This is a genomic window from Corynebacterium bovis DSM 20582 = CIP 54.80 (genome assembly GCF_030408615.1).
GTDB classification, from domain to species: domain Bacteria; phylum Actinomycetota; class Actinomycetes; order Mycobacteriales; family Mycobacteriaceae; genus Corynebacterium; species Corynebacterium bovis.
The window spans coordinates 1,510,894-1,537,455 of record NZ_CP047187.1 but is presented as its reverse complement, the minus strand read 5'-3'; the positions used below and the strand labels follow the sequence as shown (position 1 = coordinate 1,537,455).

At 69.7% G+C, this 26,562-nt stretch carries 19 protein-coding genes and 3 rRNA genes; all 22 read left to right on the top strand.

All coding sequences use genetic code 11. The features are described 5' to 3' along the window. Nucleotide 1 precedes the first annotated feature (1 nt). Nucleotides 2-1,252 carry a bifunctional glutamate N-acetyltransferase/amino-acid acetyltransferase ArgJ gene (gene argJ / locus CBOVI_RS06190; protein ID WP_010274399.1) on the top strand — a complete coding sequence of 417 codons (1,251 nt, stop codon included), beginning with the start codon at nt 2-4 and terminating at the stop codon, nt 1,250-1,252. A gap of 78 nt (nt 1,253-1,330) precedes the next feature. Continuing rightward, nucleotides 1,331-2,374: an acetylglutamate kinase gene (gene argB / locus CBOVI_RS06185; protein ID WP_010274396.1), complete on the top strand. Its 1,044-nt coding sequence runs from the start codon at nt 1,331-1,333 to the stop codon at nt 2,372-2,374. Further along, nucleotides 2,364-3,530: an acetylornithine transaminase gene (locus CBOVI_RS06180; protein WP_010274393.1), complete on the top strand. Its 1,167-nt coding sequence runs from the start codon at nt 2,364-2,366 to the stop codon at nt 3,528-3,530. The genes argB and CBOVI_RS06180 overlap by 11 nt, the downstream gene beginning before the upstream one ends. After that, nucleotides 3,527-4,417 (top strand): ornithine carbamoyltransferase, encoded by an 891-nt coding sequence (gene argF / locus CBOVI_RS06175; protein WP_010274390.1) that lies wholly within the window; start codon nt 3,527-3,529, stop codon nt 4,415-4,417. Before CBOVI_RS06180 ends, argF begins: the two co-directional genes overlap by 4 nt. Beyond that, complete coding sequence (locus tag CBOVI_RS06170) at nt 4,402-4,866, top strand: arginine repressor (protein WP_029158068.1); 465 nt, start codon at nt 4,402-4,404, stop codon at nt 4,864-4,866. Before argF ends, CBOVI_RS06170 begins: the two co-directional genes overlap by 16 nt. Before the next feature lie 111 nt (nt 4,867-4,977). Next, nucleotides 4,978-6,180, top strand: coding sequence for an argininosuccinate synthase (locus CBOVI_RS06165; RefSeq protein ID WP_010274384.1), 1,203 nt, complete (start codon nt 4,978-4,980; stop codon nt 6,178-6,180). 110 nt (nt 6,181-6,290) lie between these two features. Beyond that, complete coding sequence (gene argH, locus CBOVI_RS06160) at nt 6,291-7,775, top strand: argininosuccinate lyase (RefSeq protein WP_010274381.1); 1,485 nt, start codon at nt 6,291-6,293, stop codon at nt 7,773-7,775. A 36-nt stretch (nt 7,776-7,811) separates the two neighbouring features. Continuing rightward, nucleotides 7,812-7,979 (top strand): Trm112 family protein, encoded by a 168-nt coding sequence (locus CBOVI_RS06155; RefSeq protein ID WP_010274379.1) that lies wholly within the window; start codon nt 7,812-7,814, stop codon nt 7,977-7,979. A 44-nt stretch (nt 7,980-8,023) separates the two neighbouring features. Next, entirely contained in the window at nt 8,024-9,343 is a 1,320-nt protein-coding gene (gene tyrS / locus CBOVI_RS06150) for a tyrosine--tRNA ligase (RefSeq protein WP_010274376.1), read from the top strand. 206 nt (nt 9,344-9,549) lie between these two features. Further along, entirely contained in the window at nt 9,550-10,503 is a 954-nt protein-coding gene (locus tag CBOVI_RS06145; protein WP_010274374.1) for an aldose epimerase family protein, read from the top strand. A 136-nt stretch (nt 10,504-10,639) separates the two neighbouring features. Further along, entirely contained in the window at nt 10,640-12,292 is a 1,653-nt protein-coding gene (locus CBOVI_RS06140; protein ID WP_010274372.1) for a sodium:solute symporter family protein, read from the top strand. Between the two features lie 135 nt (nt 12,293-12,427). Further along, entirely contained in the window at nt 12,428-12,760 is a 333-nt protein-coding gene (locus CBOVI_RS06135) for a hypothetical protein (RefSeq protein ID WP_050798286.1), read from the top strand. Nucleotides 12,761-12,810: 50 nt separating this feature from the next. Next, a complete protein-coding gene (galT, locus tag CBOVI_RS06130; protein ID WP_029158065.1) occupies nt 12,811-13,914 on the top strand; it encodes a galactose-1-phosphate uridylyltransferase in 1,104 nt (367 codons plus the stop codon). Then, on the top strand, nt 13,908-15,194 hold the full coding sequence (gene galK / locus CBOVI_RS06125; protein ID WP_029158064.1) for a galactokinase: 1,287 nt from the start codon (nt 13,908-13,910) through the stop codon (nt 15,192-15,194). Before galT ends, galK begins: the two co-directional genes overlap by 7 nt. Nucleotides 15,195-16,047: 853 nt before the next feature. Continuing rightward, nucleotides 16,048-17,566: ribosomal RNA gene (locus CBOVI_RS06120) — 16S ribosomal RNA — on the top strand. Between the two features lie 339 nt (nt 17,567-17,905). Continuing rightward, nucleotides 17,906-20,979, top strand: a 23S ribosomal RNA gene (locus tag CBOVI_RS06115). 179 nt (nt 20,980-21,158) lie between these two features. Continuing rightward, nucleotides 21,159-21,275, top strand: a 5S ribosomal RNA gene (gene rrf, locus CBOVI_RS06110). The 16S, 23S and 5S rRNA genes sit together here, the layout of an rRNA operon. Nucleotides 21,276-22,460: 1,185 nt before the next feature. Continuing rightward, a complete protein-coding gene (locus CBOVI_RS06105; RefSeq protein ID WP_010264986.1) occupies nt 22,461-23,135 on the top strand; it encodes a hypothetical protein in 675 nt (224 codons plus the stop codon). Beyond that, nucleotides 23,132-24,328, top strand: a complete 1,197-nt coding sequence (locus CBOVI_RS06100; RefSeq protein WP_260428900.1) for an HAD-IIA family hydrolase — start codon at nt 23,132-23,134, stop codon at nt 24,326-24,328. The genes CBOVI_RS06105 and CBOVI_RS06100 overlap by 4 nt, the downstream gene beginning before the upstream one ends. Next, entirely contained in the window at nt 24,325-24,651 is a 327-nt protein-coding gene (locus CBOVI_RS06095) for a hypothetical protein (RefSeq protein WP_125186025.1), read from the top strand. The genes CBOVI_RS06100 and CBOVI_RS06095 overlap by 4 nt, the downstream gene beginning before the upstream one ends. Then, nucleotides 24,651-25,490 carry a TlyA family RNA methyltransferase gene (locus CBOVI_RS06090; RefSeq protein ID WP_010266798.1) on the top strand — a complete coding sequence of 280 codons (840 nt, stop codon included), beginning with the start codon at nt 24,651-24,653 and terminating at the stop codon, nt 25,488-25,490. Before CBOVI_RS06095 ends, CBOVI_RS06090 begins: the two co-directional genes overlap by 1 nt. Continuing rightward, a complete protein-coding gene (locus CBOVI_RS06085) occupies nt 25,487-26,515 on the top strand; it encodes an NAD kinase (RefSeq protein ID WP_010266803.1) in 1,029 nt (342 codons plus the stop codon). Before CBOVI_RS06090 ends, CBOVI_RS06085 begins: the two co-directional genes overlap by 4 nt. Nucleotides 26,516-26,562: the final 47 nt, after the last annotated feature.

Genomic DNA, 26,562 nt, shown 5'->3' with positions numbered 1-26,562 from the left:
GATGACCACGATGAACGGACCGGGTACGGGACCGACCGGCGGCAGCGGCCGGGCGGGGGACACTGCGGCGCCCACGGGCGGGGTGACCGCTCCCGCCGGGTTCCGGGCGGCGTCGACGACCGCCGGGATCAAGCCCTCGGGCGCGGCGGACATGGCGCTCGTCGTCAACGACGGGCCGGAGTTCACCGCGGCGGCGGTCTTCACCCGCAACCGCATCGTCGCCGCGCCGGTGAAGCTCACCCGGCGGCACGCGGACGGCACGCTCCGCGCGGTCGTCGTCAACGCCGGCAACGCCAACGCGTGCACGGGCCCGGGCGGTGACGCGGACGCCCTCGCCACGGCGCAGGCGACCGCGGAGGAACTCGGCTGCGCGACGGAGGACGTCGCCGTGTGCTCCACCGGCCTCATCGGCGACCGGCTCCCGATGGACCGGGTCCTCACCGGGGTGCGGGCGCTGCCCGCGGCCCTCGACACCACCCCGGAGGCCGCGCACGGGGCGGCCCGCGCGATCATGACGACCGACCTCGTCGCCAAGGAGGCGGTGCACCGGGCCGACGGCTGGACGGTCGGGGCCATGGGCAAGGGCGTCGGCATGATGGCGCCGAGCCTCGCCACGATGCTCGTCGTCGTCACGACGGACGCCGTCGTCGAGGCGGGGGAGGTCGACGCCGCGCTCCGGGCCGCGACCGCGTCGACCTTCGACTGTCTCGACGTCGACGGCTGCACCTCCACGAACGACACCGTCCTCGTCATGGCGAGCGGGGCGTCGGGCGTGCGCCCCGGGCCGGAGGCCCTCGCGGAGGCCGTCCGCGCGGTGTGCGCGGACCTCGCCGCCCAGATGCAGGCCGACGCGGAGGGCGTGACGAAGCGGGTGTCCGTCACCGTCACCGGCGCCCGGGACGACGACGAGGCCCGCACCGCCGCGCGCGTCATCGCCCGCGACAACCTCGTGAAGTGCGCGATGTTCGGGTCCGACCCGAACTGGGGCCGCGTCCTCGCCGCCGTCGGCATGGCGCCGGTCGACCTGGACCCCGACCACGTGTCGGTGTCCTTCAACGGGCACCCGGTGTGCGTCGACTCGACCGGCGCGCCCGGTGCCCGCGACGTCGACCTCTCCGGGCCGGACATCGCCGTCACGGTCGACCTCGGGGTCGGCGGCACGGCGCCGGGCGGGACCCCGGGCACCGCGACCGTGCGGACGACCGACCTCTCCCACGCCTACGTCGAGATCAACTCCGCCTACAGCACCTGACCGGCCCGACGGCACCGCCGACCCGGACCGACCCCCACCCCGAACCCCCGACCCCACCCCGACCCCCGGAGGACCAGCATGGCCACCATCCACGGCTCACTCGGTGAGACCGTCCCCGACGCGACGGTCACCGACCTCAACCCGGCCCAGCGCGCCCACGTCCTCGCCGAGGCGTTGCCGTGGCTGCTGCACTACCGGGGGAAGATCGTCGTCGTGAAGTACGGCGGCAACGCCATGGTGGACGCCGGCCTCAAGGCGGCGTTCGCCGCGGACATGGCGTTCCTCCGCACCGTCGGGGTCCACCCCGTCGTCGTCCACGGCGGCGGCCCGCAGATCTCCGAGATGCTCAGCCGCGTCGGCCTCGAGGGGGAGTTCCGCGGCGGGTTCCGCGTGACGACGCCGGAGGTCATGGAGTACGTCCGCATGGTGCTCTTCGGCAAGGTCGGACGGGAGCTCGTCGGACTCATCAACAAGCACGGGCCGTTCGCCGTCGGCACCTCCGGCGAGGACGCCGGGCTGTTCGAGGCGACGAAGCGCTACGTCACCGTCGACGGCGAACGGGTGGACATCGGGCGCGTCGGCGACATCACGCACGTCAACGCGGGGAGCCTGCTCGACCTCGTCGACGCCGGCCGCATCCCCGTCGTGTCGACCATCGCCCCCGACGCCTCCGGGGAGATCTACAACATCAACGCCGACACCGCGGCCGGGGCCCTCGCCTCCGCGATCGGGGCCGAGCGGCTCGTCATGCTCACCAACGTCGAGGGCCTGTACACCGACTGGCCGGACCGGGGCTCGCTCGTCTCCCGGATCACCCGCCGGGAGCTCGAGGAGATCATGCCGACGCTCGACTCCGGCATGATCCCGAAGATGGAGGCCTGCCTCAACGCGATCCGGACCGGCGTCCGGGCGGCGCACGTCATCGACGGGCGTATCCGGCACTCGGTGCTCCTCGAGCTCATGACCGAGGGCGGCATCGGGACGATGGTCGCCGAGGACTGGGACGACGAGAACGGGGCCGGGACCGGGGACGACGCCGACCACGGCGACGGCGCCGGCACCCCCGGCACCGGGCACCGCGACGACACGACCGCACACGGGGAGGACCACGATGACCACTGACCCGACGACCGGCACCTGGCGCGACCGCTGGGCCGGCGCACTCATGGACACCTACGGCACACCCGCCGTCGAGCTCGTCTCGGGCCGCGGCGCCCGGGTGACCGACTCCGACGGCCGGGAGTACATCGACCTCCTCGCCGGGATCGCCGTCAACGCGCTGGGGCACGCCCACCCGGCCGTCGTCGACGCCGTGTCCCGCCAGGTCGCGACGCTCGGCCAGGTGTCGAACGTCTTCGCCCACCCGCAGGTCATCAGCCTCGCGGAACGCATCAAGGAGATCGTGGGGGAGGACGACGCCCGGGTGTTCTTCTGCAACTCCGGGGCGGAGGCCAACGAGGCGGCGTTCAAGCTGGCCCGTCTCACCGGCCGCCCGCGGATCATCGCCGCGGAGAACGGGTTCCACGGCCGGACGATGGGCTCGCTCGCCCTGACCGGCCAGCCGGCGAAGCGGGCACCCTTCGAACCGCTGCCCGCCGGGGTGGAGTTCGTGCCCTACGGCGACATCGACGCGCTGCGCGCCCTCGCCGACGACTCCACCGCCGCGGTGATCCTCGAGTCGATCCAGGGGGAGACCGGCGTCGTCCCGCCGCCGCCGGGCTACCTCGCCCGGGTCCGGGAACTGTGCGACACCCACGGCATCCTCATGATCGTCGACGAGGTCCAGGCGGGCATGGGCCGCACCGGCCGCTGGTTCGGCTACCAGGAGGACGGCATCGTCCCCGACGTCGTCACCATGGCGAAGGGGCTCGGCGGCGGCCTGCCCCTCGGGGCGTGCGTGGCCATGCCCCGCGCCGACCTGTTCACCCCGGGCGGCCACGGCACGACCTTCGGCGGGAACCCGGTGTCCTGCGCCGCCGGACTCGCGGTCGTCGACACGATCCGCCGGGAGGGCCTGCTCGACCACGCCCGGCGCATGGGTGACCTGTTCCGCGAGGGCCTCGAGGGGCACGACGCGGTGCGGGAGGTCCGCGGCCGGGGCCTCATGCTCGGCGTCGTGCTCCGCGAACCGGCGGCACCCGGGTCGCTCGACCCGCTGTCCCGGGGCCTCATCCTCAACCAGCCGGCACCGGACGTCCTCCGGATCGTCCCGCCGCTCACCATCACCGACCAGGACGTCCGGACGAGCGTCCGGATCATCAGGGAGATGCTGTCATGAACTTCCTCACCGACGACGACCTCACGCCCGCCCAGCAGGCGGAGGTCCTCGACCTCGCCCTCGAGCTCAAGGCCGACCGGTACCGGGACACCCTCGCGCGGCGGTCCGTCGCCGTCCTCATGGACAAGACCTCGACGCGCACGCGCTTCTCCTTCGACGCGGGCATCCACGAACTCGGCGGGAACGCCATCATCGTCGACACCTCCGTGTCCCAGCTCGGCAAGGGTGAGACCATCCAGGACACCGGGGCCGTGCTCAGCCGGTACGTCTCCGCCATCGTGTGGCGGACCTCGGCCCACGCCAACCTCGAGGCCATCGCGGAGACCGCGACCGTGCCCGTCGTCAACGGCCTGTGCGACGACTTCCACCCGTGCCAGATCCTCGCCGACCTCCTGACCATCCGGGAGAAGAAGGGGCGGCTCGCGGGGCTGCGGGCGGTCTACCTCGGCGACGGGAACAACATGGCGAACTCCTACATGCTGGGCTTCGCCACCGCCGGGGTGGACATCACCGTCGCCTCCCCGGAGCAGTTCGCGCCCCGCCCCGAGTTCGTCGAGCGGGCCCGGCGGCGCGCCGCCGAGACGGGGGCGACCGTGACCGTCACGACCGACCCGGACACGAGCGGTGCCGACGTCGTCATCACCGACACCTGGGTGTCGATGGGGCAGGACGCCTCCCTCGACCGGAGCGCCCTGCGGCCCTACCAGGTCACGGCCGGGACGATGGCCGCGGCGGCCCCGGACGCGGTGTTCATGCACTGCCTGCCGGCCTACCGGGGCAACGAGGTCACCGCCGAGGTCATCGACGGCCCGCAGTCGGTCGTCCTCGACGAGGCGGAGAACCGGCTCCACGCACAGAAGGCCCTGCTCACATGGCTGCTGCGGTGACGCGGACGGCGCGGCAGGACCTCATCACCCGGATCATCGGCCAGCAGGTGGTGCCGAACCAGCGCGAGCTGCTCGGCATCCTCCACCGCCGGGGCGTCGACGTCACGCAGGCGACGCTGTCCCGCGACCTCGTGGACATCGGGGCGCGGAAGGTCCGGTCGGAGGGGAAGACGTACTACACGGTGTCCGGGGACAGCCCGGGCGACGCCCCGGGGATGCTCCGGCGCGTGCTCCAGGAGCTGCTCGTCGGCACCGACCACTCCGGCAACACCGCCGTGCTGCGGACCCCGCCGGGCGCGGCACAGTACCTGGCCAGCGTCATCGACCGCACTGCTATCGTTCATGTCGTGGCCACGCTGGCCGGCGACGACACCGTGTTCGTCCTCGCCCGGGAGCCGATGGACGGCCGCGGACTGGCGGAGCACCTCCACCGGCTCTCACTCGGGTGAGGGACCCCCCGGGGCGTCGCGCCCCACGGGCCGGACACCCCGACCCCACAACTGACACGACCGACAGAACCCCGGGCCGGCCCCACGCCGACCCCAGAAAGGACCAGGATCATGAAGGACCGCGTCGTACTCGCGTACTCGGGTGGCCTCGACACCTCCGTCGCCATCAGCTGGATCGGCAAGGAGCGTGACGCCGAGGTCGTCGCCGTCGCCATCGACCTCGGCCAGGGCGGGGAGGACCTCGAGACCGTGCGCCAGCGGGCGCTCGACTGCGGCGCCGTCGAGGCGATCGTCGTCGACGCGAAGGACGAGTTCGCGGAGGAGTACTGCCTGCCGACGATCAAGGCCAACGGCATGTACATGAAGGAGTACCCGCTGGTCTCCGCGATCTCGCGGCCGCTCATCGTCAAGCACCTCACCGACGCGGCGAAGGAGCACGGCGGCACCGCCGTCGCCCACGGCTGCACCGGCAAGGGCAACGACCAGGTCCGCTTCGAGGTCGGCTTCGCGGACACGGCCCCCGACCTGGACATCATCGCGCCGGTCAGGGACTACGCCTGGACCCGCGAGAAGGCCATCGCCTTCGCCGAGGAGAACGACCTGCCGATCGAGCAGTCGAAGAAGTCCCCGTTCTCCATCGACCAGAACGTGTGGGGCCGCGCCGTCGAGACCGGCTTCCTCGAGGACCTGTGGAACGCCCCGACGAAGGACGTGTACGCCTACACGGAGGACCCGGGCCTCGGCCAGGCCCCGGACGAGGTCGTCATCTCCTTCGAGGGCGGCGCCCCGGTCGCCATCGACGGTCGGAAGGTCACCGTCCTCGAGGCGATCGAGGAGCTCAACCGCCGGGCGGGCGCGCAGGGCGTCGGCCGGCTCGACATGGTCGAGGACCGTCTCATCGGTATCAAGTCCCGGGAGATCTACGAGGCCCCCGGCGCGATGACGCTCATCCGGGCCCACGAGGCCCTGGAGGCCGTCACGGTCGAGCGTGAGCTCGCCCGGTACAAGCGCGGCGTGGACGCCGAGTGGTCGAACCAGGTCTACGACGGCCTGTGGTTCTCCCCGCTCAAGCGCTCCCTCGACGCGTTCATCGAGTCCACGCAGACCCACGTCAGCGGCGACATCCGGCTCGTGCTCCACGCCGGGGCGATCACCGTCAACGGCCGCCGGTCGGAGACCTCGCTCTACGATTTCAACCTGGCGACCTACGACGAGGGTGACTCGTTCGACCAGAGTCACGCCCGGGGCTTCGTCGAGCTCCACGGCCTGTCGTCGAAGATCGCCTGCCGCCGCGACAACGAGAACAAGGCCTGACCGGCCCCCGGTCCGGCACCCCCCGGGGTGGACGGACCGGCCCGGACGGCCCCGGCCGTCCGCCCCCACCCGACCCCGCCCCGCCCCCGACCCCCGGAGAACGACCGACCATGAGCAGTGACACGAGCAGCGAGACCAGCACCGGCACCCCCGCGAGCCCGCACGGGACGAACGAGGGGGCGCTCTGGGGCGGCCGGTTCTCCGGCGGCCCGGCGGAGGCGATGGCCGAGCTCAGCCGGTCGACGCACTTCGACTGGGTGCTCGCCCCCTACGACGTGCTCGCGTCGTCCGCCCACGCCCGGGTGCTCCACGCCGCCGGCCTGCTCTCGGACGCGGACCTGGACACGATGCTCGACGGCCTGCGCCGGCTCGGTGAGGACGTCGCCTCCGGCGCGTTCACCCCGGACCCGGGCGACGAGGACGTCCACGGGGCGATGGAGCGCGGCCTCATCGACCGCGTCGGCCCGGAGGTCGGCGGCCGGCTCCGCGCGGGCCGGTCCCGGAACGACCAGGTCGCGACGTTGTTCCGGATGTGGGTCCGGGACGCGGTCCGGGAGGTCTCGCAGGGGGTGCTCGACGTCGTCGACGCGCTCGTCGCCCAGTCCCGCCGCCACCCGGACGCGGTCATGCCGGGCAAGACGCACTTCCAGGCCGCGCAGCCGGTCCTGCTGGCCCACCAGCTGCTCGCCCACGCCCAGCCGCTGCTCCGGGACGTCGCCCGGGTCCGTGACCTCGACCGGCGGCTCGCCGTGTCCCCGTACGGTTCGGGGGCGCTCGCCGGGTCGTCGCTGTCGCTGGACCCGGAGGCCATCGCGGAGGAGCTCGGCTTCGACGCCGCGGCGGACAACTCCATCGACGCGACGAGTTCGCGGGACTTCGCGTCGGAGACGGCGTTCGTCCTCGCGCAGGTCGCCGTCGACCTGTCCCGGCTGGCCGAGGAGATCATCGCGTGGTCGACGCCGGAGTTCGGCTACGTCACCCTCGCCGACGAGTGGTCGACCGGGTCGTCGATCATGCCGCAGAAGAAGAACCCGGACGTCGCGGAGCTCATGCGCGGCAAGACCGGCCGGCTCATCGGCAACCTCACCGGTCTCCTCGCGACCCTCAAGGCCCAGCCCCTGGCGTACAACCGGGACCTGCAGGAGGACAAGGAGCCGATCGTGGACTCCGTCTCCCAGCTCCGGCTGCTCCTGCCGGCGATGGCGGGGCTCGTCGACACCCTGACCTTCCACCCGGACCGGATGCGGGAGCTGGCCCCGGCCGGGTTCACCCTCGCGACGGATCTCGCCGAGTGGATGGTCCGCCAGGGGGTGCCGTTCCGGGTGGCCCACGAGGCCGCGGGGGTGTGCGTGCGCACCGCCGAGTCGCGGGGGGTCGGTCTCGTCGACCTCACCGACGCCGAGCTCGCGGCGGCGCACCCGGCGCTCACCCCGGAGGTCCGGGAGGTGCTCACGGTCGACGGGGCGGTCGCGTCCCGGTCGACGCGCGGGGGCACGGCCGGTGTCCGCGTCGCCGAGCAGCTCGACCGGGTGGTGGAGGGGGTCGACGACGCCCGCGCCTGGGCGGCCCGGCCCGTCCGCGGGTCGCGGGCCTGACTCCGGGGCACGGACCGTGGGATAGACTCGGTGACCATGATCGCACCGCGTCTGCTCGACATCCTCGTCTGCCCGCAGGACCGCCTGCCCCTGGAGGACCACGGTGACCACCTGGTCAACCCGCGCCTGGGCGTGGCCTACCCGGTGACGGACGGGATCCCCGTCCTCCTCGCCGACGAGGCCGTCTCCTGGCCCGTCGACTGACCCCCACCGACCCGATCCACCGCCGTCCCGACCGGAGACCACTGATGACCGCACAGCCCGCAGACCCCGCCCCGTCCGCCCCGTCGACCCCGACGATCCTCGAGGAGCTCGAATGGCGCGGCCTCGTCGCCCAGACGACCGACCGTGAGGCGTTGCGCGCCCAGCTGGCGAATCCGACGACGCTCTACGCCGGTTTCGACCCGACGGGGCCGAGCCTCCACGCCGGTCACCTCGTGCCGTTGCTCATGCTCGCGCGGATGCAGCGGGCTGGGCACCGCCCGGTCGCCCTCGCGGGCGGCGCGACGGGCATGATCGGTGACCCGCGCGAGGTCGGGGAGCGCACGATGCTCGGGGAGGAGGAGATCACCCGGAACATCTCCCGCATCCGTGACCAGCTGGCACGGTTCGTGAGTTTCGACGGTGACAACGCGGCGGTGCTCGTCGACAACAAGGACTGGACCTCCGGGATGTCCGTCATCGACTTCCTCCGCGACCTCGGCAAGAACTTCTCCGTCAACACGATGCTGTCCCGGGACACGGTGAAGCGCCGGCTCGAGGGCGACGGGATCTCCTACACCGAGTTCTCCTACATGCTGCTCCAGGCGAACGACTTCGTGCACCTGCGCCGGGAGATGGACTGCCGGCTCCAGATCGGCGGCAGCGACCAGTGGGGGAACATCGTCTCCGGCGTGGACCTCAACCGACGGCTCGACGGCGAGACGGTCCACGCCCTCACGGTGCCGCTCGTCACGGACGCCGACGGCAACAAGTTCGGCAAGTCTACCGGCGGCGGGAAGCTGTGGCTCGACCCGGAGATGACCAGCCCGTACAGCTGGTACCAGTACTTCCTCAACGCGGCGGACGCGGACGTCATCCGCTACCTGCGGTGGTTCACGTTCCTCGACCGGGAGGAGCTGGCTCGGCTGGAGACCCAGGTCACGGAGAACCCGGCGGCCCGGGAGGCGCAGCGGACCCTCGCCCGGGAGATGACCGCGCTCGTCCACGGCGAGGACGCGGTCGAGAAGGTCGAGCTCGCGTCCCGTGCCCTGTTCGGACGGGGGGACCTCCGGGAGCTCGACGCCGCGACGCTCGCCGCGGCCGTGCAGGAGACCGGCGTGGCGGACGTGGAGCCCGGGGCGACGGTCGTCGACCTCCTCGTGGCCTCCGGCCTGGAGTCCTCCCGTGGCGCGGCCCGGCGCACCGTCGGCGACGGGGGTGCGTACGTCAACAACGAGCGCGTGACCGACACGGAGTGGGCGCCGACCGCCGCGGACCTGCTCGACGGCGGGTTCCTCGTCCTGCGCAAGGGCAAGAAGCGCTTCGCCGGCGCCCGGGTCACGGGCGAGGCCGACGACGGCCGGTGACCACCGCCGGGGACACCCCGGGGGTGGGTCCACCCCCGGGTGGCGCGGTCCCGTGGACATTCGGCGCTGCGGTTGTGGTTTTTCGGCCGGGCGTGGCTTAATCTACCCCCTGGCTGTCGCATGGGAGTACGGGCGGGAGCCGCGGTGTTCGGTCTCCAACCCGGGGAGTCCGCGCCGGCCATCGGACCGGGAACGGAGCCGCCACCATGAACGGCACCCCCGGCGGGGTGAACACCCACCCCGCCGTCACACTCAGCCGGCGGGACCACGTGGCCGAGGTCTCCACCTTCGGGGGTGGACTGCGGGCACTGCGGTGGCGTGGACGCCCGCTGGTGGAGGGGTACCCGGCGGGGTCGTTCCCGCCCCTGTCCGCCAACGTCATCCTCGCCCCGTGGCCGAACCGGCTGACCGACGGTGAGTTCACCGTCGCCGGCGTCCGCCACCGGCTCGCGGTGACCGAGCCCTCCCGCCGCACGGCGATCCACGGGCTCGTCTCCGACGTGCCGTGGTCGGTCGTCCGCTCGTCCCCGGACGCCGTCACCCTCGCGGTGGACGTCGACCCCCGTCCCGGCTGGCCGTGGCCGCTCCGCGTGACGGCGTCGTACCTCCTCGACGGGGACGGGCTGCGGGCCGGTCTCACGGTCCGCAACCTGTCCGCGTGGTCCTGCCCGGTCGCGCTCGGGGTCCACACCTACCTCTCCGCCCTCGGCGCGCCGCTCGACGACTGCCGGGTGGAGCTGCCCGTGGACGCCCGCCTGCCGCTCGACCCGGTCCGCCTCACCCCGACGGGGGAGCCGGGGCCGCTCGCCGGGGTCGTCGACCCCGCCGGGACGCCGCTGCGCGGTCGGCGGTTCGACGACTGCCTCCGCGCCGCCCCCTCCGACGGGGCGTGGCGCAGCACCCGCCTCACCGACGCGCGGGGTGACGGCGTCGAGGCCCTGACCTCGCCGTCCCTCGGCTGGTTCCAGGTGTTCACGGCGGACCCGGCGACCGGCACGGGGTTCCCCGGGCGGGGTCGCGCGCTCGCCGTCGAGCCGATGACCGCACCGCCGGACGCGCTGCGGTCGGGCACCGGTCTGACGACGCTCGGGCCCGGCGGCGGGTTCTCCGTCGCCTGGCGGCTCCGGGCGGTCCGCGGGGGAGTGCCCGTGCCCCCGTGACAGGTCCCCCCCACCGCCGCGCGTGCCCGGGCGTACCCCGCGCCGGCACGACCGCGACCCCGGCCCCGACCGGGGCCCCACCCCCTGACGACTCCCGGCGCACCCGGCCGGGACCGACGAGAATAGGACACACACCATGGAGACTGCGAACTCGGTTCTCCGGTTGGACGCGAGCTGGGTCGACTACGCGCTGGTCGCCCTCTACTTCGTGTTCGTGCTGGGCATCGGCTGGGCGGCGAAGGCGAAGGTGTCGAGCTCGATCGACTTCTTCCTCTCCGGACGCGGCCTGCCCGCCTGGGTCACCGGTCTGGCGTTCATCTCCGCGAACCTCGGCGCCGTCGAGATCATCGGCATGTCCGCCAACGGCGTGCAGTACGGCATGCAGACGATGCACTACTTCTGGATCGGTGCCGTGCCGGCGATGGTCTTCCTCGGCATCGTCATGATGCCCTTCTACTACGGGTCGAAGGTCCGGTCGGTGCCGGAGTTCATGCTCCGCCGGTTCGGACCGGCCGCGCACCTGGTGAACTCGATCTCCTTCGGCCTCGCCCAGCTGCTCATCGCCGGCGTGAACCTGCTGCTCCTCGCGAAGGTCGTGAACTCGCTGCTCGGCTGGCCGCTGTGGGTGACGCTCATCGTCGCGGCCGTCATCGTGCTGTCGTACATCACCCTCGGCGGCCTGTCGGCGGCGATCTACAACGAGGTCCTGCAGTTCTTCGTCATCGTCGCCGCGCTCCTGCCGCTGACCGTCATCGGGCTGAACAAGGTCGGGGGCTGGAACGGGCTCAAGGAGTCGATCAACAGCAGCACCCACTTCCACACGTGGCCGGGCCAGGACCTGTCCGGGTTCTCCAACCCGGTGCTGTCGTCGGTGGGCATCATCTTCGGCCTGGGCTTCGTGCTCTCGTTCGGCTACTGGACGACGAACTTCGTCGAGGTCCAGCGGGCGATGGCCTCCGACTCGCTCGGCGCGGCGCGGAAGACGCCGATCATCGGCGCGTTCCCGAAGATGTTCATCCCGTTCCTCGTCATCGTCCCCGGCATGGTCGCCGCGGCGATCGTCACCCCGATCGCCTCGGGCGCGGCCGAGCCGAACGAGGCGATCCTCTACCTCATGCGCGACCTGCTGCCGAACGGCCTGCTCGGCGTCGCGATCGCGGGTCTGCTCGCGGCGTTCATGGCGGGCATGGCGGCGAACATCTCCGCCTTCAACACGGTCGTCAGTTACGACCTCTGGCAGACCTACGTGGTCAAGGACAGGGACGACGCCTACTACCTGCGCTTCGGCCGCTGGGCGACGGTCGGGGCGGCCGTCATCGCCGTCGGGACCGCGCTCATCGCGCGGAACTTCGGCAATGTCATGGACTACCTCCAGACCCTGTTCGGGTTCTTCAACGCCCCGCTGTTCGCGACCTTCATCCTCGGCATGTTCTGGAAGCGGATGACCCCGGCCGCGGGCTGGAGCGGTCTCGTCGCCGGCACCCTGTCCGCCGTCGTGTTCTGGGCGCTCTCCCTCGGCGGGGACCCCGTCATCAGCCTCCCGGGCCAGGGCGTGGCGTTCCTCGCGGCGTCCATCGCCTTCGTCACGGACATCGTCGTGTCGGTGGTCGTGACGGCGTTCACGACCCCGAAGCCGGACTCCGAGCTCGTCGGGTTCGTCCGGTCCGTCACCCCGCGTGAACAGCTCGTCGACGTCGAGGAGGAGAACAGCCCCTGGTACCGCCGGACGGTACCCTTGGGCGTGCTCTGCCTCGTCATCGTCATCATCCTCAACATCATCTTCGCCTGACCTTCCGCGCGCACCGGTTCCGCCTGGCGTGGGACCGCGTCGGAACAGACCCGACACCCGGGTCCGGCACCGTGAGCCCCCGAGGGGGCCGCGGCACCGGGACCCCGGGACCGAGACAAGGAGCCGGTGACCACCGTGTCCCATCCACTTCAGACCAGTTCCACGGCGGACGCCCCGACGACCGGCGGCCGCCGCCACCGCGCGGGGGCGTTCGACATCCGTAACGTCATCGCCACGCTGCTCGCGATCTACGGCGTCGTGCTCGTCGTGTGCAGCGCCGTGCTCGACCCCGGTGTGAACCCGGAGACGGGCGTGGCGAAGTCCAGTGCCGACAACCTCTGGACCGGTGTGGCGATGATCGTCGTCGCCGCCGGCTTCGTGCTGTGGACCCGCCTCCGGCCGATCGTCGTCGACGACGCGGCGGTCGCCGCCGCGGAGACTCCCCGGGAGGGCGGTGACCACCGGTGACCGGCACGACCGAGCTGCACAGCGGTGACCACCGGGTCCGGGTCACCCCGATGACCCTGGCCGACGGCCGCGAGCTCATCTACTTCGACGACGACCCGGCCGTCCTCGACGGCACGGTGGAGCGCGTCCTCACCGACCCCCGTGACCTGCCCCGCGCGGACACCCGCTCCGAGATGCGGCGGGACCCGCTGACCGGGGAGTGGGTCGCGTACGCCAGCCACCGCATGAACCGCACCTTCATGCCGCCGGCGAACGAGAACCCGCTGGCCCCGACCCGGGAGGGCCAGGCCCCGAGCGAGATCCCCTCGCCGGACTACGACGTCGTCGTCTTCGAGAACCGCTTCCCGTCGTTCAGCCTCCACATGGAGGCCACCGAGGGGGACTCCGACCCGGTCGACGGGGAGGACATCTTCCCCCGGCGTCCCGCGCGGTCCCGGTGCGAGGTCATCTGCTTCACCCCGGACGCCTCCCGGTCCTTCGCCGACCTTCCGCTGTCCCGCATCCGCACGGTCATCGAGGCCTGGGCGCACCGGACGGCGGCACTGTCCGCCCTGCCGGAGGTCCGGCACGTGTTCCCGTTCGAGAACCGGGGCGAGGAGATCGGCGTGACCCTCCAGCACCCCCACGGGCAGATCTACTCCTACCCGGTGGTCCCCCCGCGGATCCGCCGGATCGTCGAGAGCTCGCGGCGGTACCGCGCCGAGCACGGCGGGGACCTCTTCGAGGACGTCCTCGCCGCCGAGCGGCGGGCCGGGACGCGTGTCGTCCACGCCGGTGAGGCCTTCACGGTCGTGGTCCCGGCGGCGGCGAAGTGGCCCCTCGAGGTGATGGTCCTCCCGCACCGGGCGGTCCGCGACCTCGCCGGGCTCACGGTGGAGGAGCGGGAGGAGCTCGCGCGCATCCTCTCCCGCCTGTACCCCGCGGTGGACCGGTTCTTCGACGGTGTCGACCGGACCCCGTACATCGCCGCGTGGAACCAGGCCCCCGCCGACGGTCCGGAGCGGGACGAGGTCCGGCTGCACCTCCAGCTGTTCTCCCTCATGCGGTCGCCGCACCGGATGAAGTTCCTCGCCGGCTCCGAGTCCGCGATGGGCTTCTGGATCAACGACACGACGCCCGAACGGATCGCCGACCGGCTGCGGGAGGTCTGGTGATGTGGGTGACCGCGCGGAGCCGGGAGGACCTGGCGGCCGCGGCGGGTGAGCTCTTCCACGACAGTTACGGTGCGGAGCCGGCCGGGGTGTGGGCCGCCCCGGGGCGGGTCAACCTCATCGGCGACCACGTCGACTACGCCGGTGGGGTGTCCGTGCCCTTCGCGTTGCCGCACTGCACGGCGGCGGCCGTCGCCCCCCGGGACGACGGGCTGCTGCGGGTCGTCACCGGACGCCCCGACGGGTCGGTGTCCCGGTTCTCGACGCCGCTCGCCGACGTCGGTCCCGGTCGGCCGTCCTCGTGGGGCGGGTACGTGGCCGGCCCCGTGTGGGCGGCGGTGCGTGACGGGGTGGTGCCGGCCTGTCCGGGGCTGGACATCGCCGTCGTGTCCGATGTGCCGGTGGGGTCCGGGCTGTCCAGCTCGGCGGCGATCGAGTGCTCGGTCGCGCTCGCGGCGTACTGGCTGGCCGTCGGGCACCGGCCGGGGCCGGAGGAGACCGCGCGGCTCGTCGAGGCGTGCATCCGGGCGGAGAACGAGGTCGTCGGCGCGTCGACCGGGGGCCTGGACCAGCGGAGTTCCCTCTACGGTCGGGAGGGCCACGCCCTCGCCATCGACTTCCGTGACGACCGGCTGGACACCGTGCCCTGCGACGTCGGGGCGCGGGGGTACGCGTTCCTCGTCGCGGACACGAACGCCCCGCACGCGCTCAACGACGGGCAGTACGCGTCCCGGCGGGGTGTCATCGACGCCGTCACGGCGTTCGCCGGGGTGCCGACGCTGCGGGACCTGGGGGAGCCGGGTGCCGCGGCCGGGGACGGCCGTGACATGGACCGGGCCGAGGCCGTGACCCGCGCGTGGGCCGCCGGCGCCGGGGCGGCCGAGCTCATCGACGGCACCGACGCGGAGCGGGCGGACACCGCCTGGCTGCGGGTCCGGCACGTGCTCGAGGAGACCGACCGGACGATCGCCGCCGCCGACGCGCTCGCCGACGGGGACCTCGACACCTTCGGTCGGCTGATGGTGGCGAGCCACGGGTCGCTGCGCGACCTCTACGCCGTGTCCACCCCGGAGCTGGACTGCGCCCAGGAGGCGGCGATGGCCGCGGGGGCCCTCGGCGCCCGGATGACGGGAGGCGGGTTCGGCGGCAGCATCATCGCCCTCGTCAGGGACGACGCTGTCGAGCAGACCGCGGAGGCCGTCGCCGAGGCTGCCCGACGGGCGGGGCACCCGGAGCCGACCTTCCTGCGGGTCACGCCGTCGGCGGGGGCCGACCGCGTCTGACCGGTCGGGGTCACGGGGTACAAGGGGACAGGGGAGGAGACCCCGGTGCGGCGGGACGGCCGGGTCCGACCAGTCGGGGTCACGGGGGACAGGGGGACAGGGGAGGAGACCCAGCTCCGGTGGGGCGGGTGCGTCTGACCGAGCGGAGTCACGCGGGACGGGAGGAGAAGTCCCAGCTCCGGTGGGGGGCGGGTGCGTCCGACCGGTCGGGGTCACGGAAGACGGGGGAGGAGACCCCGGTCCGGCTGGGCAGCCGAGCGAGGGGATACCGCTCGGCTGACGGGGTCGGGCGGGGACCGGGGCCCGGTTCGCCACGATGCGGAGGCGGTCGTCGCCGGTGACCGTGCGTGCCGGCACGGCGAAAAGCTAACCTGACCAGCAGGTTTGTGAAGGATCTGTGGGGTGTGTAGATTGATGCGAGTCGCCGCGGACAGGCAGGGAACGCCCTGGTCCTGGAGCGGCACGCATGATGTTTGAGAACTCAATAGCGTGATGAACCAAGTGCTCTGATCTTTGGTGCTGGTGCCGTGTGTGGCGCAGGTGCTGTGATCGGTGGTTGTCGTGTCTGGCATGAATGGTTCGCGTACCGGCAAGTGTTGATCGCTTGTTAAATATGTGATTGTTTGTGTCGTCATGGTGTCACTGTCACTGGATTTGTGTTGCAGGTGGTGCTTGCGACCTTTGGTTTGTGAGTATTGTTTGTAATTTATTTTGTTGTCGCTGCCCTGACCCCCCGTTGGGGTGGTGGCGACGGTCAGTGTGGTGGCTGCGTCCGGCTGTGTGTCGGGCGTGGTTGCTGTGATGATGTTTTGTTTTGCCAGTGGTTGGGCTTTCTTTGATATTGCCTATGGCTTTTATGGAGAGTTTGATCCTGGCTCAGGACGAACGCTGGCGGCGTGCTTAACACATGCAAGTCGAACGGAAAGGCCCCAGCTTGCTGGGGTACTCGAGTGGCGAACGGGTGAGTAACACGTGGGTGATCTGCCCTGCACTCTGGGATAAGCCTGGGAAACTGGGTCTAATACCGGATAGGACCGTGCTTTAGTGTGTGCGGTGGAAAGTTTTTCGGTGCAGGATGAGCCCGCGGCCTATCAGCTTGTTGGTGGGGTAATGGCCTACCAAGGCGGCGACGGGTAGCCGGCCTGAGAGGGTGTACGGCCACATTGGGACTGAGACACGGCCCAGACTCCTACGGGAGGCAGCAGTGGGGAATATTGCACAATGGGCGCAAGCCTGATGCAGCGACGCCGCGTGGGGGATGACGGCCTTCGGGTTGTAAACCCCTTTCGGCAGGGACGAAGCTTTTGTGACGGTACCTGCATAAGAAGCACCGGCTAACTACGTGCCAGCAGCCGCGGTAATACGTAGGGTGCGAGCGTTGTCCGGAATTACTGGGCGTAAAGAGCTCGTAGGTGGTTTGTCGCGTCGTCTGTGAAATCCCGGGGCTTAACTCCGGGCGTGCAGGCGATACGGGCATAACTTGAGTGCTGTAGGGGAGACTGGAATTCCTGGTGTAGCGGTGAAATGCGCAGATATCAGGAGGAACACCGATGGCGAAGGCAGGTCTCTGGGCAGTAACTGACGCTGAGGAGCGAAAGCATGGGTAGCGAACAGGATTAGATACCCTGGTAGTCCATGCCGTAAACGGTGGGCGCTAGGTGTGGGGATCTTCCACGATTTCCGTGCCGTAGCTAACGCATTAAGCGCCCCGCCTGGGGAGTACGGCCGCAAGGCTAAAACTCAAAGGAATTGACGGGGGCCCGCACAAGCGGCGGAGCATGTGGATTAATTCGATGCAACGCGAAGAACCTTACCTGGGCTTGACATGGGCAGGACCGGCGTGGAGACACGTCTTCCCTTTTGGGCTTGTTCACAGGTGGTGCATGGTTGTCGTCAGCTCGTGTCGTGAGATGTTGGGTTAAGTCCCGCAACGAGCGCAACCCTTGTCTTGTGTTGCCAGCACGTAATGGTGGGGACTCGCGAGAGACTGCCGGGGTTAACTCGGAGGAAGGTGGGGATGACGTCAAATCATCATGCCCCTTATGTCCAGGGCTTCACACATGCTACAATGGTCGGTACAGTGGGTTGCGATGCCGCGAGGCTCAGCTAATCCCTTAAAGCCGGTCTCAGTTCGGATTGGAGTCTGCAACTCGACTCCATGAAGTCGGAGTCGCTAGTAATCGCAGATCAGCAACGCTGCGGTGAATACGTTCCCGGGCCTTGTACACACCGCCCGTCACGTCATGAAAGTTGGTAACACCCGAAGCCGGTGGCCCAAACTCGTTAGGGAGCCGTCGAAGGTGGGATCGGCGATTGGGACGAAGTCGTAACAAGGTAGCCGTACCGGAAGGTGCGGCTGGATCACCTCCTTTCTAAGGAGTTTTATTTTATTATTGTTGAATCCGGGTGGATGCGCGGATCGCTGGATGGTTGCCCCACGCCGTGTGGGGTGATGATCGCTGGTTGTGGTGTTTGTGCCTGGTGGTGGTGCCGGGGGTTGGGGTGCTTGGTTTGTCGCGGTGTTGGGTGTCTGGGGCGTCATGCCCTTGGATGACTGGCATGCTGCTGGTGGTGCGGGACTGTGTTCTGCGCTGGTGGTGGTGTGTGTGGTGTTTGAGAACTGCATAGTGGACGCGAGTATCTTCTTTATTCTGCATGCTGCCATGTTGTGTGGTGGTGTGTTGTGCTTTTTGTTCACCTAACTGATTGTGTGTGTTGTTGTTAAGGGCGCACGGTGGATGCCTTGGCACAGAAGAGCCGATGAAGGACGTGGGAGGCTGCGTTATGCCTCGGGGAGTTGCCAACCGAGCGTTGATCCGAGGATGTCCGAATGGGGAAACCCGGCCGTGGTTATGTGCGGTCACCCGCCGGTGAATAGATAGCCGGTGTGGAGGGAACGCGGGGAAGTGAAACATCTCAGTACCCGTAGGAAGAGAAAACAATAGTGATTCCGTCAGTAGCGGCGAGCGAAAGCGGATGGTGGCTAAACCGTGTGCGTGTGATACCTGGCAGGGGTTGCGTGCACGGGGTTGTGGGGCGATGTTGTGTGGGTCTGCCAGCCTGCGCATGCGCGTGTTGTGTTAGCGGAAGTGGTCTGGGATGGCCCGCCGTAGACGGTGAGAGTCCGGTACGTGAAAACATGATGGGTGTGTGTGGATCTCGTTCCCGAGTAGCAGCGGGCTCGTGGAATCTGCTGTGAATCTGCCGGGACCACCCGGTAAGCCTGAATACTCTTTGTGACCGATAGCGGATAGTACCGTGAGGGAATGGTGAAAAGTACCCCGGGAGGGGAGTGAAATAGTACCTGAAACCGTGCGCTTACAATCCGTCAGAGCCTCCTTGTGGGGTGATGGCGTGCCTTTTGAAGAATGAGCCTGCGAGTCAGCGGCACGTCGCGAGGTTAACCCGTGTGGGGTAGCCGTAGCGAAAGCGAATACTAACTAGTGTGGTTGAGTGGCGTGTCCTGGACCCGAAGCGGGGTGATCTACCCATGGCCAGTGTGAAGCGATGGTAAGACGTCGTGGAGGCGCGAACCCACTTAGGTTGAAAACTGAGGGGATGAGCTGTGGGTAGGGGTGAAAGGCCAATCAAACTCCGTGATAGCTGGTTCTCCCCGAAATGCATTTAGGTGCAGCGTCGTGTGTTTCTTGCCGGAGGTAGAGCTACTGGTTGGTTTAGCGGGACTACCATCTTAGCGACATCAGCCAAACTCCGAATGCCGGTAAGTGAGAGCGCGGCAGTGAGACTGCGGGGGATAAGCTTCGTGGTCGAGAGGGAAACAGCCCGGATCGCCGGCTAAGGCCCCTAAGAGTGTACTAAGTGGAAAAGGATGTGGGATCGCGAAGACAGCCAGGAGGTTGGCTTAGAAGCAGCCATCCTTGAAAGAGTGCGTAATAGCTCACTGGTCGAGTGGTTCTGCGCCGACAATGTAGTGGGGCTCAAGTACACCGCCGAAGCCGCGGAACTTCCATCTTTTGGTGGGGGTTGGTAGGGGAGCGTCGTGTGGCCGGTGAAGGTGCGGGGTGACCCAGTGCTGGAGGCCATGCGAGTGAGAATGCAGGCATGAGTAGCGAATGACGAGTGAGAAACTCGTCCGCCGGATGACTAAGGGTTCCTGGGTCAAGCTAATCTTCCCAGGGTGAGTCGGGGCCTAAGGCGAGGCCGACAGGCGTAGTCGATGGATAACGGGTTGATATTCCCGTACCCGTGTGTGTGCGACCATGGTGAATCGGTGATACTAACCACCCGTGTGTGCTGCTGTTTCCGGTCTTTGGCCGGTTGGTGGTGCATGTGCGTGGGACCTGAGCTGGTAGTAGCCAAGTGATGGGGTGACGCAGGAAGGTAGCCGAGCCACTTATTGGATTGTGGTGTAAGCGTGTGGCCCGTCAGCCTGGTAAATCCGGTTGGCATGAGGGTGAGGCGTGATGCGTACCCGTTTGCGGGGATGTCGGTGATCCTATGCTGTCGAGAAAAGCCTCTAGCGATGTGCACATTCGGCCCGTACCCATAACCGACACAGGTGGTCAGGTAGAGAATACTAAGGCGATCGGGTGAACTGTGGTTAAGGAACTCGGCAAAATGCCCCCGTAACTTCGGGAGAAGGGGGACCACTGCTGGTGACAGACTGGTTTTGAGCTGGTGGTGGTCGCAGAGAATAGAGGGAAGCGACTGTTTACTAAAAACACAGGTCCGTGCGAAGACGGTAAGTCGATGTATACGGACTGACGCCTGCCCGGTGCTGGAAGGTTAAGAGGACCTGTTAGACCCTTGTGGTCGAAGCGGAGAATTTAAGCCCCAGTAAACGGCGGTGGTAACTATAACCATCCTAAGGTAGCGAAATTCCTTGTCGGGTAAGTTCCGACCTGCACGAATGGCGTAACGACTTCCCTGCTGTCTCAACCACAGGCCCGGCGAAATTGCAGTACGAGTAAAGATGCTCGTTACGCGCGGCAGGACGAAAAGACCCCGGGACCTTCACTATAGCTTGGTATTGGTGTTCGGTTCGGTTTGTGTAGGATAGGTGGGAGACTGTGAAGCGGCCACGCCAGTGGTTGGGGAGTCGTTGTTGAAATACCACTCTGATCGTATTGGATACCTGAACCTCGGCCCGTGATCCGGGTTAGGGACAGTGCCTGGTGGGTAGTTTAACTGGGGCGGTTGCCTCCCAAAGTGTAACGGAGGCGCCCAAAGGTTCCCTCAGCCTGGTTGGCAATCAGGTGTTGAGTGTAAGTGCACAAGGGAGCTTGACTGTGAGACTGACAGGTCGAGCAGGGACGAAAGTCGGGACTAGTGATCCGGCACCGGCTTGTGGAAGCGGTGTCGCTCAACGGATAAAAGGTACCCCGGGGATAACAGGCTGATCTTCCCCAAGAGTCCATATCGACGGGATGGTTTGGCACCTCGATGTCGGCTCGTCGCATCCTGGGGCTGGAGTAGGTCCCAAGGGTTGGGCTGTTCGCCCATTAAAGCGGCACGCGAGCTGGGTTTAGAACGTCGTGAGACAGTTCGGTCTCTATCCGCCGCGCGCGTTGAAACTTGAGAAAGGCTGTCCCTAGTACGAGAGGACCGGGACGGACATACCTCTGGTGGGCCAGTTGTCACGCCCGTGGCATGGCTGGTTGGCTACGTATGGGAGGGATAACCGCTGAAAGCATCTAAGCGGGAAGCCTGTTTCAAGATGAGGTTTCGTTTGAGGTTCCCTGTAGATGACGGGGTTGATAGGCCGGATCTGGACGCCATGTAAGTGGTGGAGGTGACCGGTACTAATTGACCGAAATGACACACTGCTTGTTGGTTGGGTGTGTGTGCAAAAAGTGTTGCCCGTGGTTCGCACTGTTTGGTGTGTGTTGTGGGTGTTGATTCTCGCGTCTGTTGTGCAGTGTCTGGAGCGTCACGACGTGCCGGCACTCCCTTGGGGTTGTTCCCGGGGGTGTGTGGGGTGCGTGTGGTTGTTCTGTTGTGTTTGTCGGTGGTTTTAGCGGCGGGGTCACGCCCGGTCCCTTTCCGAACCCGGAAGCTAAGCCTGCCTGCGCCGATGGTACTGCACCCGGGAGGGTGTGGGAGAGTAGGTCACCGCCGGCATTTTTCTTTGTGTGTGGTGGGGTGGTGTCACCCCTTCACGGCCTGTGTGGTCACCGTCCCTGTCAGGGGTTGGGTGGTCACCGGGTTGTGGGGGTGTGGCACCACCCCACCTTTTTTTGTGCCCTTTTCCCGCCCCGTGGCCCGTGCGGCGTTCCGCGCCCACCCCTCGTGCGGAGCGGGCGCGGGTGTCGGGATCCCGTGCGTCCGCCCGGAGGGGAAGAGTCGAGAAACGCCCGGGTGCCGGGGGCCCTGTGGCCCGCCCGGAGAAGGCCAGTCGAAAAACGCTCGGGTGTCCGGGGCCGTGAGTCCGCCCGGAGGGGCGGCTCCAGGAGGGTAGGCCCGGGTCCCTTGGGTTTCGCTGGTGGGGAACGGGTGCCCGGGCGTGTTCGTCCGGTGCGCGGACGCCTCGTCAAGTACTCCGCGTGGTTGTACAGAGTCTCCGCGGTTGCTGCGGACGTTCGAGGTGCCTCTCGGCCGGTGAGCGCTCCGCGTCTTGGCGCGGGGGTTCCGGACGTCGGCGGAAACGGATGGACGTCGTCGCGGATGGCCCGGTCCTCGGCAGGACTCCACGGAATTCTGCACGATGGGCTCGCAACGGGCACTGCGGGTCGGACGGCGGCACGGTGGGTCCGCGACACCTCACGGGTCCGGGGTGGCCGAGTCGTCGTGAAACGCGGTGACCGGGGACGGCGGCCGCCGCCCGCGGAACCTGCCCCAGCTGGTCTGTGGCCTTCGGCACCACCTAGAATGATCGACGTCCGTAGCCCGTATGAAAGGTCCTTGATGTCTGATCATCCGTCTTCCCCTCGCCGTTCCTCCTCGGGGGGCGGCCGAGACGACCGCTCCCGACGTCAGGGCGGTGGTGCAGGAGGCTCAGGGGGACCCCGTCGGGACGGCGGGCCGCGCTCGACGGGCGGCTCACGGTCGTCCGGCGGTCAGCGCTCGTCCGGTGGGTGGGACGGCCGGCGGGACGGCGGTCAGCGGTCCTCCGGGGGATCATCGGACAACCGGCGCGGCGGCCCACGGGGCGCCGACGCCCCGCGGACAGGCGGTCCGGGCGGCGCCGGCCGCGGCCGGTCCGGCGGCGGGCCCCGTAACGGGGGAGGCTTCCGCCCGAACCGTGCAGGTCAGGGCGGCCGCGGCGCTCACCCGGGCCCGCAGCGCTCCGGCTACCGCGAGGAGCGGATGTCGCGCCGGAGCGCGGAGCCGGCGCTCCCGGACGACGTGTCGCCGAAGGAGCTCGACCCCGCGGTGCGGCAGGAGCTGCGCAGTCTGGCGAAGGAGAACGCGGACATGGTCGCCCGTCACATGATCATGGCGGCCTCGCTCCTCGACGACGATCCGCAGAAGGCGCTCGCCCACGCCCGGGCGGCGAAGGACCGGGGCGGCCGGGTCTCCATCACCCGCGAGACCCTCGGCATCACCGCCTACCACGCCGGGGAGTGGAAGGAAGCCCTCACGGAGCTCCGTGCCGCGCGCCGTCTCGGTGGCGGCCCGGGGATGCTCGCGGTCATGGCGGACTGCGAGCGCGGCCTCGGCCGCCCCGACAAGGCGCTCGAGATCGCCGCGGAGCCCGGGGCGGCGGACCTGGACCCGGAGTCCCGCGCGGAGCTGGCGATCGTCGTCGCCGGTGCCTACCACGACCTCACCCGCAACGAGGACGCCCTCGCGGCCCTCGAGCCGGAGACGACCGCCACCGACCTCCCGGAGCACACCGTCCTCCGCGTGACCTACGCGTACGCCGACGCCCTCGCGGCGGCCGGCCGGACCGAGGAGGCCCGCGAGTGGTTCACCCGGGCGGGGAAGCTCGACGAGACCGGCGTCCTCGACACCGAGGAGCGGCTGAAGGAGCTCCGGTGACCCAGACCCCGAGCCAGACCCCGGCCACGATCGCCTGCGACCCCGGCGAGCTGCTCGGACGGTACGACGGCCTGCTCGTCGACCTCGACGGCACCGTCTTCGAGGGCGGCCGCCCGATCCCCGGGGCGGGGGAGGCTCTCGCCGGCCGCCCCGTCGTCTACGTGACGAACAACGCCTCGCGCTCGCCGCAGCAGGTCGCGGACCACCTGCGGTCCATGGGCATCACCGCCGGCCCCGGGGACGTGCTCACGTCAGCACAGGCTGCGTGCACCCTCGCCGCCGACGTCCTCGCCCGGGACCGGGGGCTCGACCCCTCGTCGGTCCACGCTCTCGTCCTCGGCGCGGACTCCTTCCGGGACCTCGCGGCGGAGGCCGGCTTCACGGTGACCACGGCCGCGGAGGCCGCCGACCGCGCGGAGGCGGCGGCGTCGCCCGACCGCGCGGCGGGTACCGGCTCCGCCGCAGACGCCGACCCGTCCGGCGACGGGCCCCGCCCCGCCCCGCACGTCGTGCTGCACGGACACTCCCCGGCCACCGGCTGGCGCGAGCTGTCCGAGGCCGCACTCGCGATCCGGGCCGGTGCGGTGTACATCGCGTCGAACCTCGACACCACCCTCCCGTCGGAGCGCGGGTTCCTCGTCGGCAACGGGTCGATGGTCGCCGCCGTGACCTCCGCGACGGGGGTGACCCCGCGCAGTGCCGGCAAGCCGGGCCCGGACATGTTCCACGTCGCCGCCCGGCGGCTCGGCGCGTCCCGCCCGTTGGCCGTCGGCGACCGTCTGGACACCGACATCGCCGGAGGCATCGCCGCCGGCATGGACACCCTCTGCGTGCTCACGGGGGTCTCCGGCCACCGTGACATCCTCACGACCTCCCACCGGCCGACCGTCGTCGCGGCCTCGCTGTCGGGTCACTGCCCCGGGTGGTGGGCCGAGCGGGACGACGCCGCACTCGGCGCGGACCCCGGTGCGGTCGGCGGCGGCGTCACGGTCACCGTCGGCGGGCCGGGGGCGACGGGGGCCACGGCGGGCGTGGTCGTGCACGGCGGGTCGACCGGTCCGGTCGGGCACATGGCCGCGGCCGCACTCGGCGCGGCGGCCCCGCTCGTCTGGGAGCTCCTCGACGCGGGGACCACGGTCACGGTCACCGCGGCCGACGACGCGGCCGGCACGGCGTTGGAGGCCTGGCGGTGAGCGGGGACGACGCGGCGCGGCGCGGTGACCGGCCCGCCCCGACGCCGGGCGACGTCGCCGGTGCCCGGACCCGGGGGGACGGCCCCACCGTCCCCACGCCGGGTCACGTGGCGTCGACCCCGACGCCGGGCGACGTCGCCGGCGCAGGGCAGCGTCGGACCCCCACCGGACCTGTGCCGGGCCCCACGACGGGCCCGGTGGACACCGGTGCGCTCAGGGAACGGATCGACGCCCTCCTCGCGTCGGACTGCACCGGTCAGGAGGAGGCGGAGCTGCTCGAGGAGGCGCACCGCCTGGTCAACGACGCACTGGAGGGACGCTGATGGCGGGAAAGTCAGGGAGACGGCAGCTCAACAGGCTGGACGTCGAACTCGTCCGGCGCCGCATCGCGCGGTCACGGGAGCAGGCCCGCGCGATGATCGACGCCGGCCGGGTGACGGTCAACGGTATGGCGGCGACGAAACCCGCCACCGGGGTCGACGGTGACGTCTCGATCCGCGTCGCCGACAGCGACGACGACCGCTGGGCCTCCCGGGGCGCCCACAAGCTCCTCGGTGCCCTCGCCGCGTTCGAGGCCGACGGCCTCGACCTCCGCGACCGCCGCGTGCTCGACGCGGGGGCGTCCACCGGCGGGTTCACCGACGTGTGCCTCGACCGGGGTGCCCGGGAGGTCCTCGCCGTGGACGTGGGGTACGGCCAGCTCGTGTGGCGGTTGCAGAACGACCCGCGGGTGACCGTCCTCGACCGGACGAACGTACGCACGCTCACCCCGGACACCCTCGGGGGTGCCGCCGACACGATGGTCGGTGACCTGTCGTTCATCTCGGTCGAGCTCGTGCTGCCGGCCCTCGCGCGCTGCGTGCGGCCGGGAGGGGACCTGCTTCCCATGGTGAAGCCGCAGTTCGAGGTCGGTCGCGACCGGCTCGGGCACGGTGGGGTCGTCCGTGACCCCGCGCTGCGCGCGGAGGTGACACGGCAGGTGGCGGAGGCTGCAGTGACGTATGGTTTGTCTACGAGAGCCGTCGTCGCCTCGCCGCTGCCCGGACCGAGCGGAAACGTGGAGTACTTCCTGTGGCTGGTGAACGACGGTGGAGCCGGAGCGCCCGGCGGTGACGAGCTGCGGCGCATGGTCGACACCGCGATCGAGGAGGGCCCGCAGTGACCGCAGCGACAGGACGGGGTGACGCGCGCCCCGGGGACAACGACCGGCAGGACACGCAGGGCCGGGACGCGCAGGACACGCAGGCGCAGGACACGCAGGCCGACAAGGACGGCGGGACCGCCCCCCGGGAGGTGCTCCTCGTCGCCCACACCGGGGCGCACGGCAACCTCAGCCTCGCCGCGGAGGCCGCGCAGCAGCTCCACGACGGCGGCATCCGGGTGCGCGTCATGGCGACCGACGACCCGGCGCCCGTCGCCCGCCACGAGATCCTCGGGCGGTTCCCCCGCTACGGCCACACCCCGGAGGCCGCCACCGGCGTGGAGATGGTCGTCGTCCTCGGCGGCGACGGCACCTTCCTCCGGGCCGCGGACATCGCCCACGCCCAGGACGTCCCCGTCCTCGGGATCAACATGGGCCACATCGGCTTCCTCGCGGAGTGGGAGCAGGACTCCCTCGGGGAGGCGATCAACAAGGTCATCGAGCGGGACTACCGCGTCGAGACCCGCATGACCCTGTCCGTCACCGTCCGCGACGGCCAGGGGCGGGTCCTCGGCACCGGCTGGGCGCTCAACGAGTGCTCCGTCGAGAACCTCAACCGGCAGGGTGTGCTGGACACGATCCTCGAGATCGACCTCCGCCCGGTGTCCTCCTTCGGGTGCGACGGCGTCCTCGTCTCCACGCCGACCGGGTCCACCGCCTACGCCTTCTCCGCGGGCGGGCCGGTGCTGTGGCCGGAGCTGGAGTCGATCCTCGTCGTGCCGTCGAACGCGCACACGCTGTTCGCGCGGCCGCTCGTCGTCAGCCCGGACACGACCGTCGCCGTCGAGACGAACCCCCAGACCTCCCCGGCGACGGCCGTGATGGACGGGTTCCGGCAGATCCACATGCCCCCGGGCGCGCGCGTGGAGATCCGCCGCGGTCCGCAGGACGTCCGGTGGGTTCGGCTCGACACGGCGCCGTTCGCCGACCGGCTCGTCCACAAGTTCCGGCTGCCCGTCACCGGGTGGCGGGGCCCGCGGCGGTGACCGGGGCGTGGACGGACAGGCCCGGTGGTCCGGCGAGGCCGGCGTGG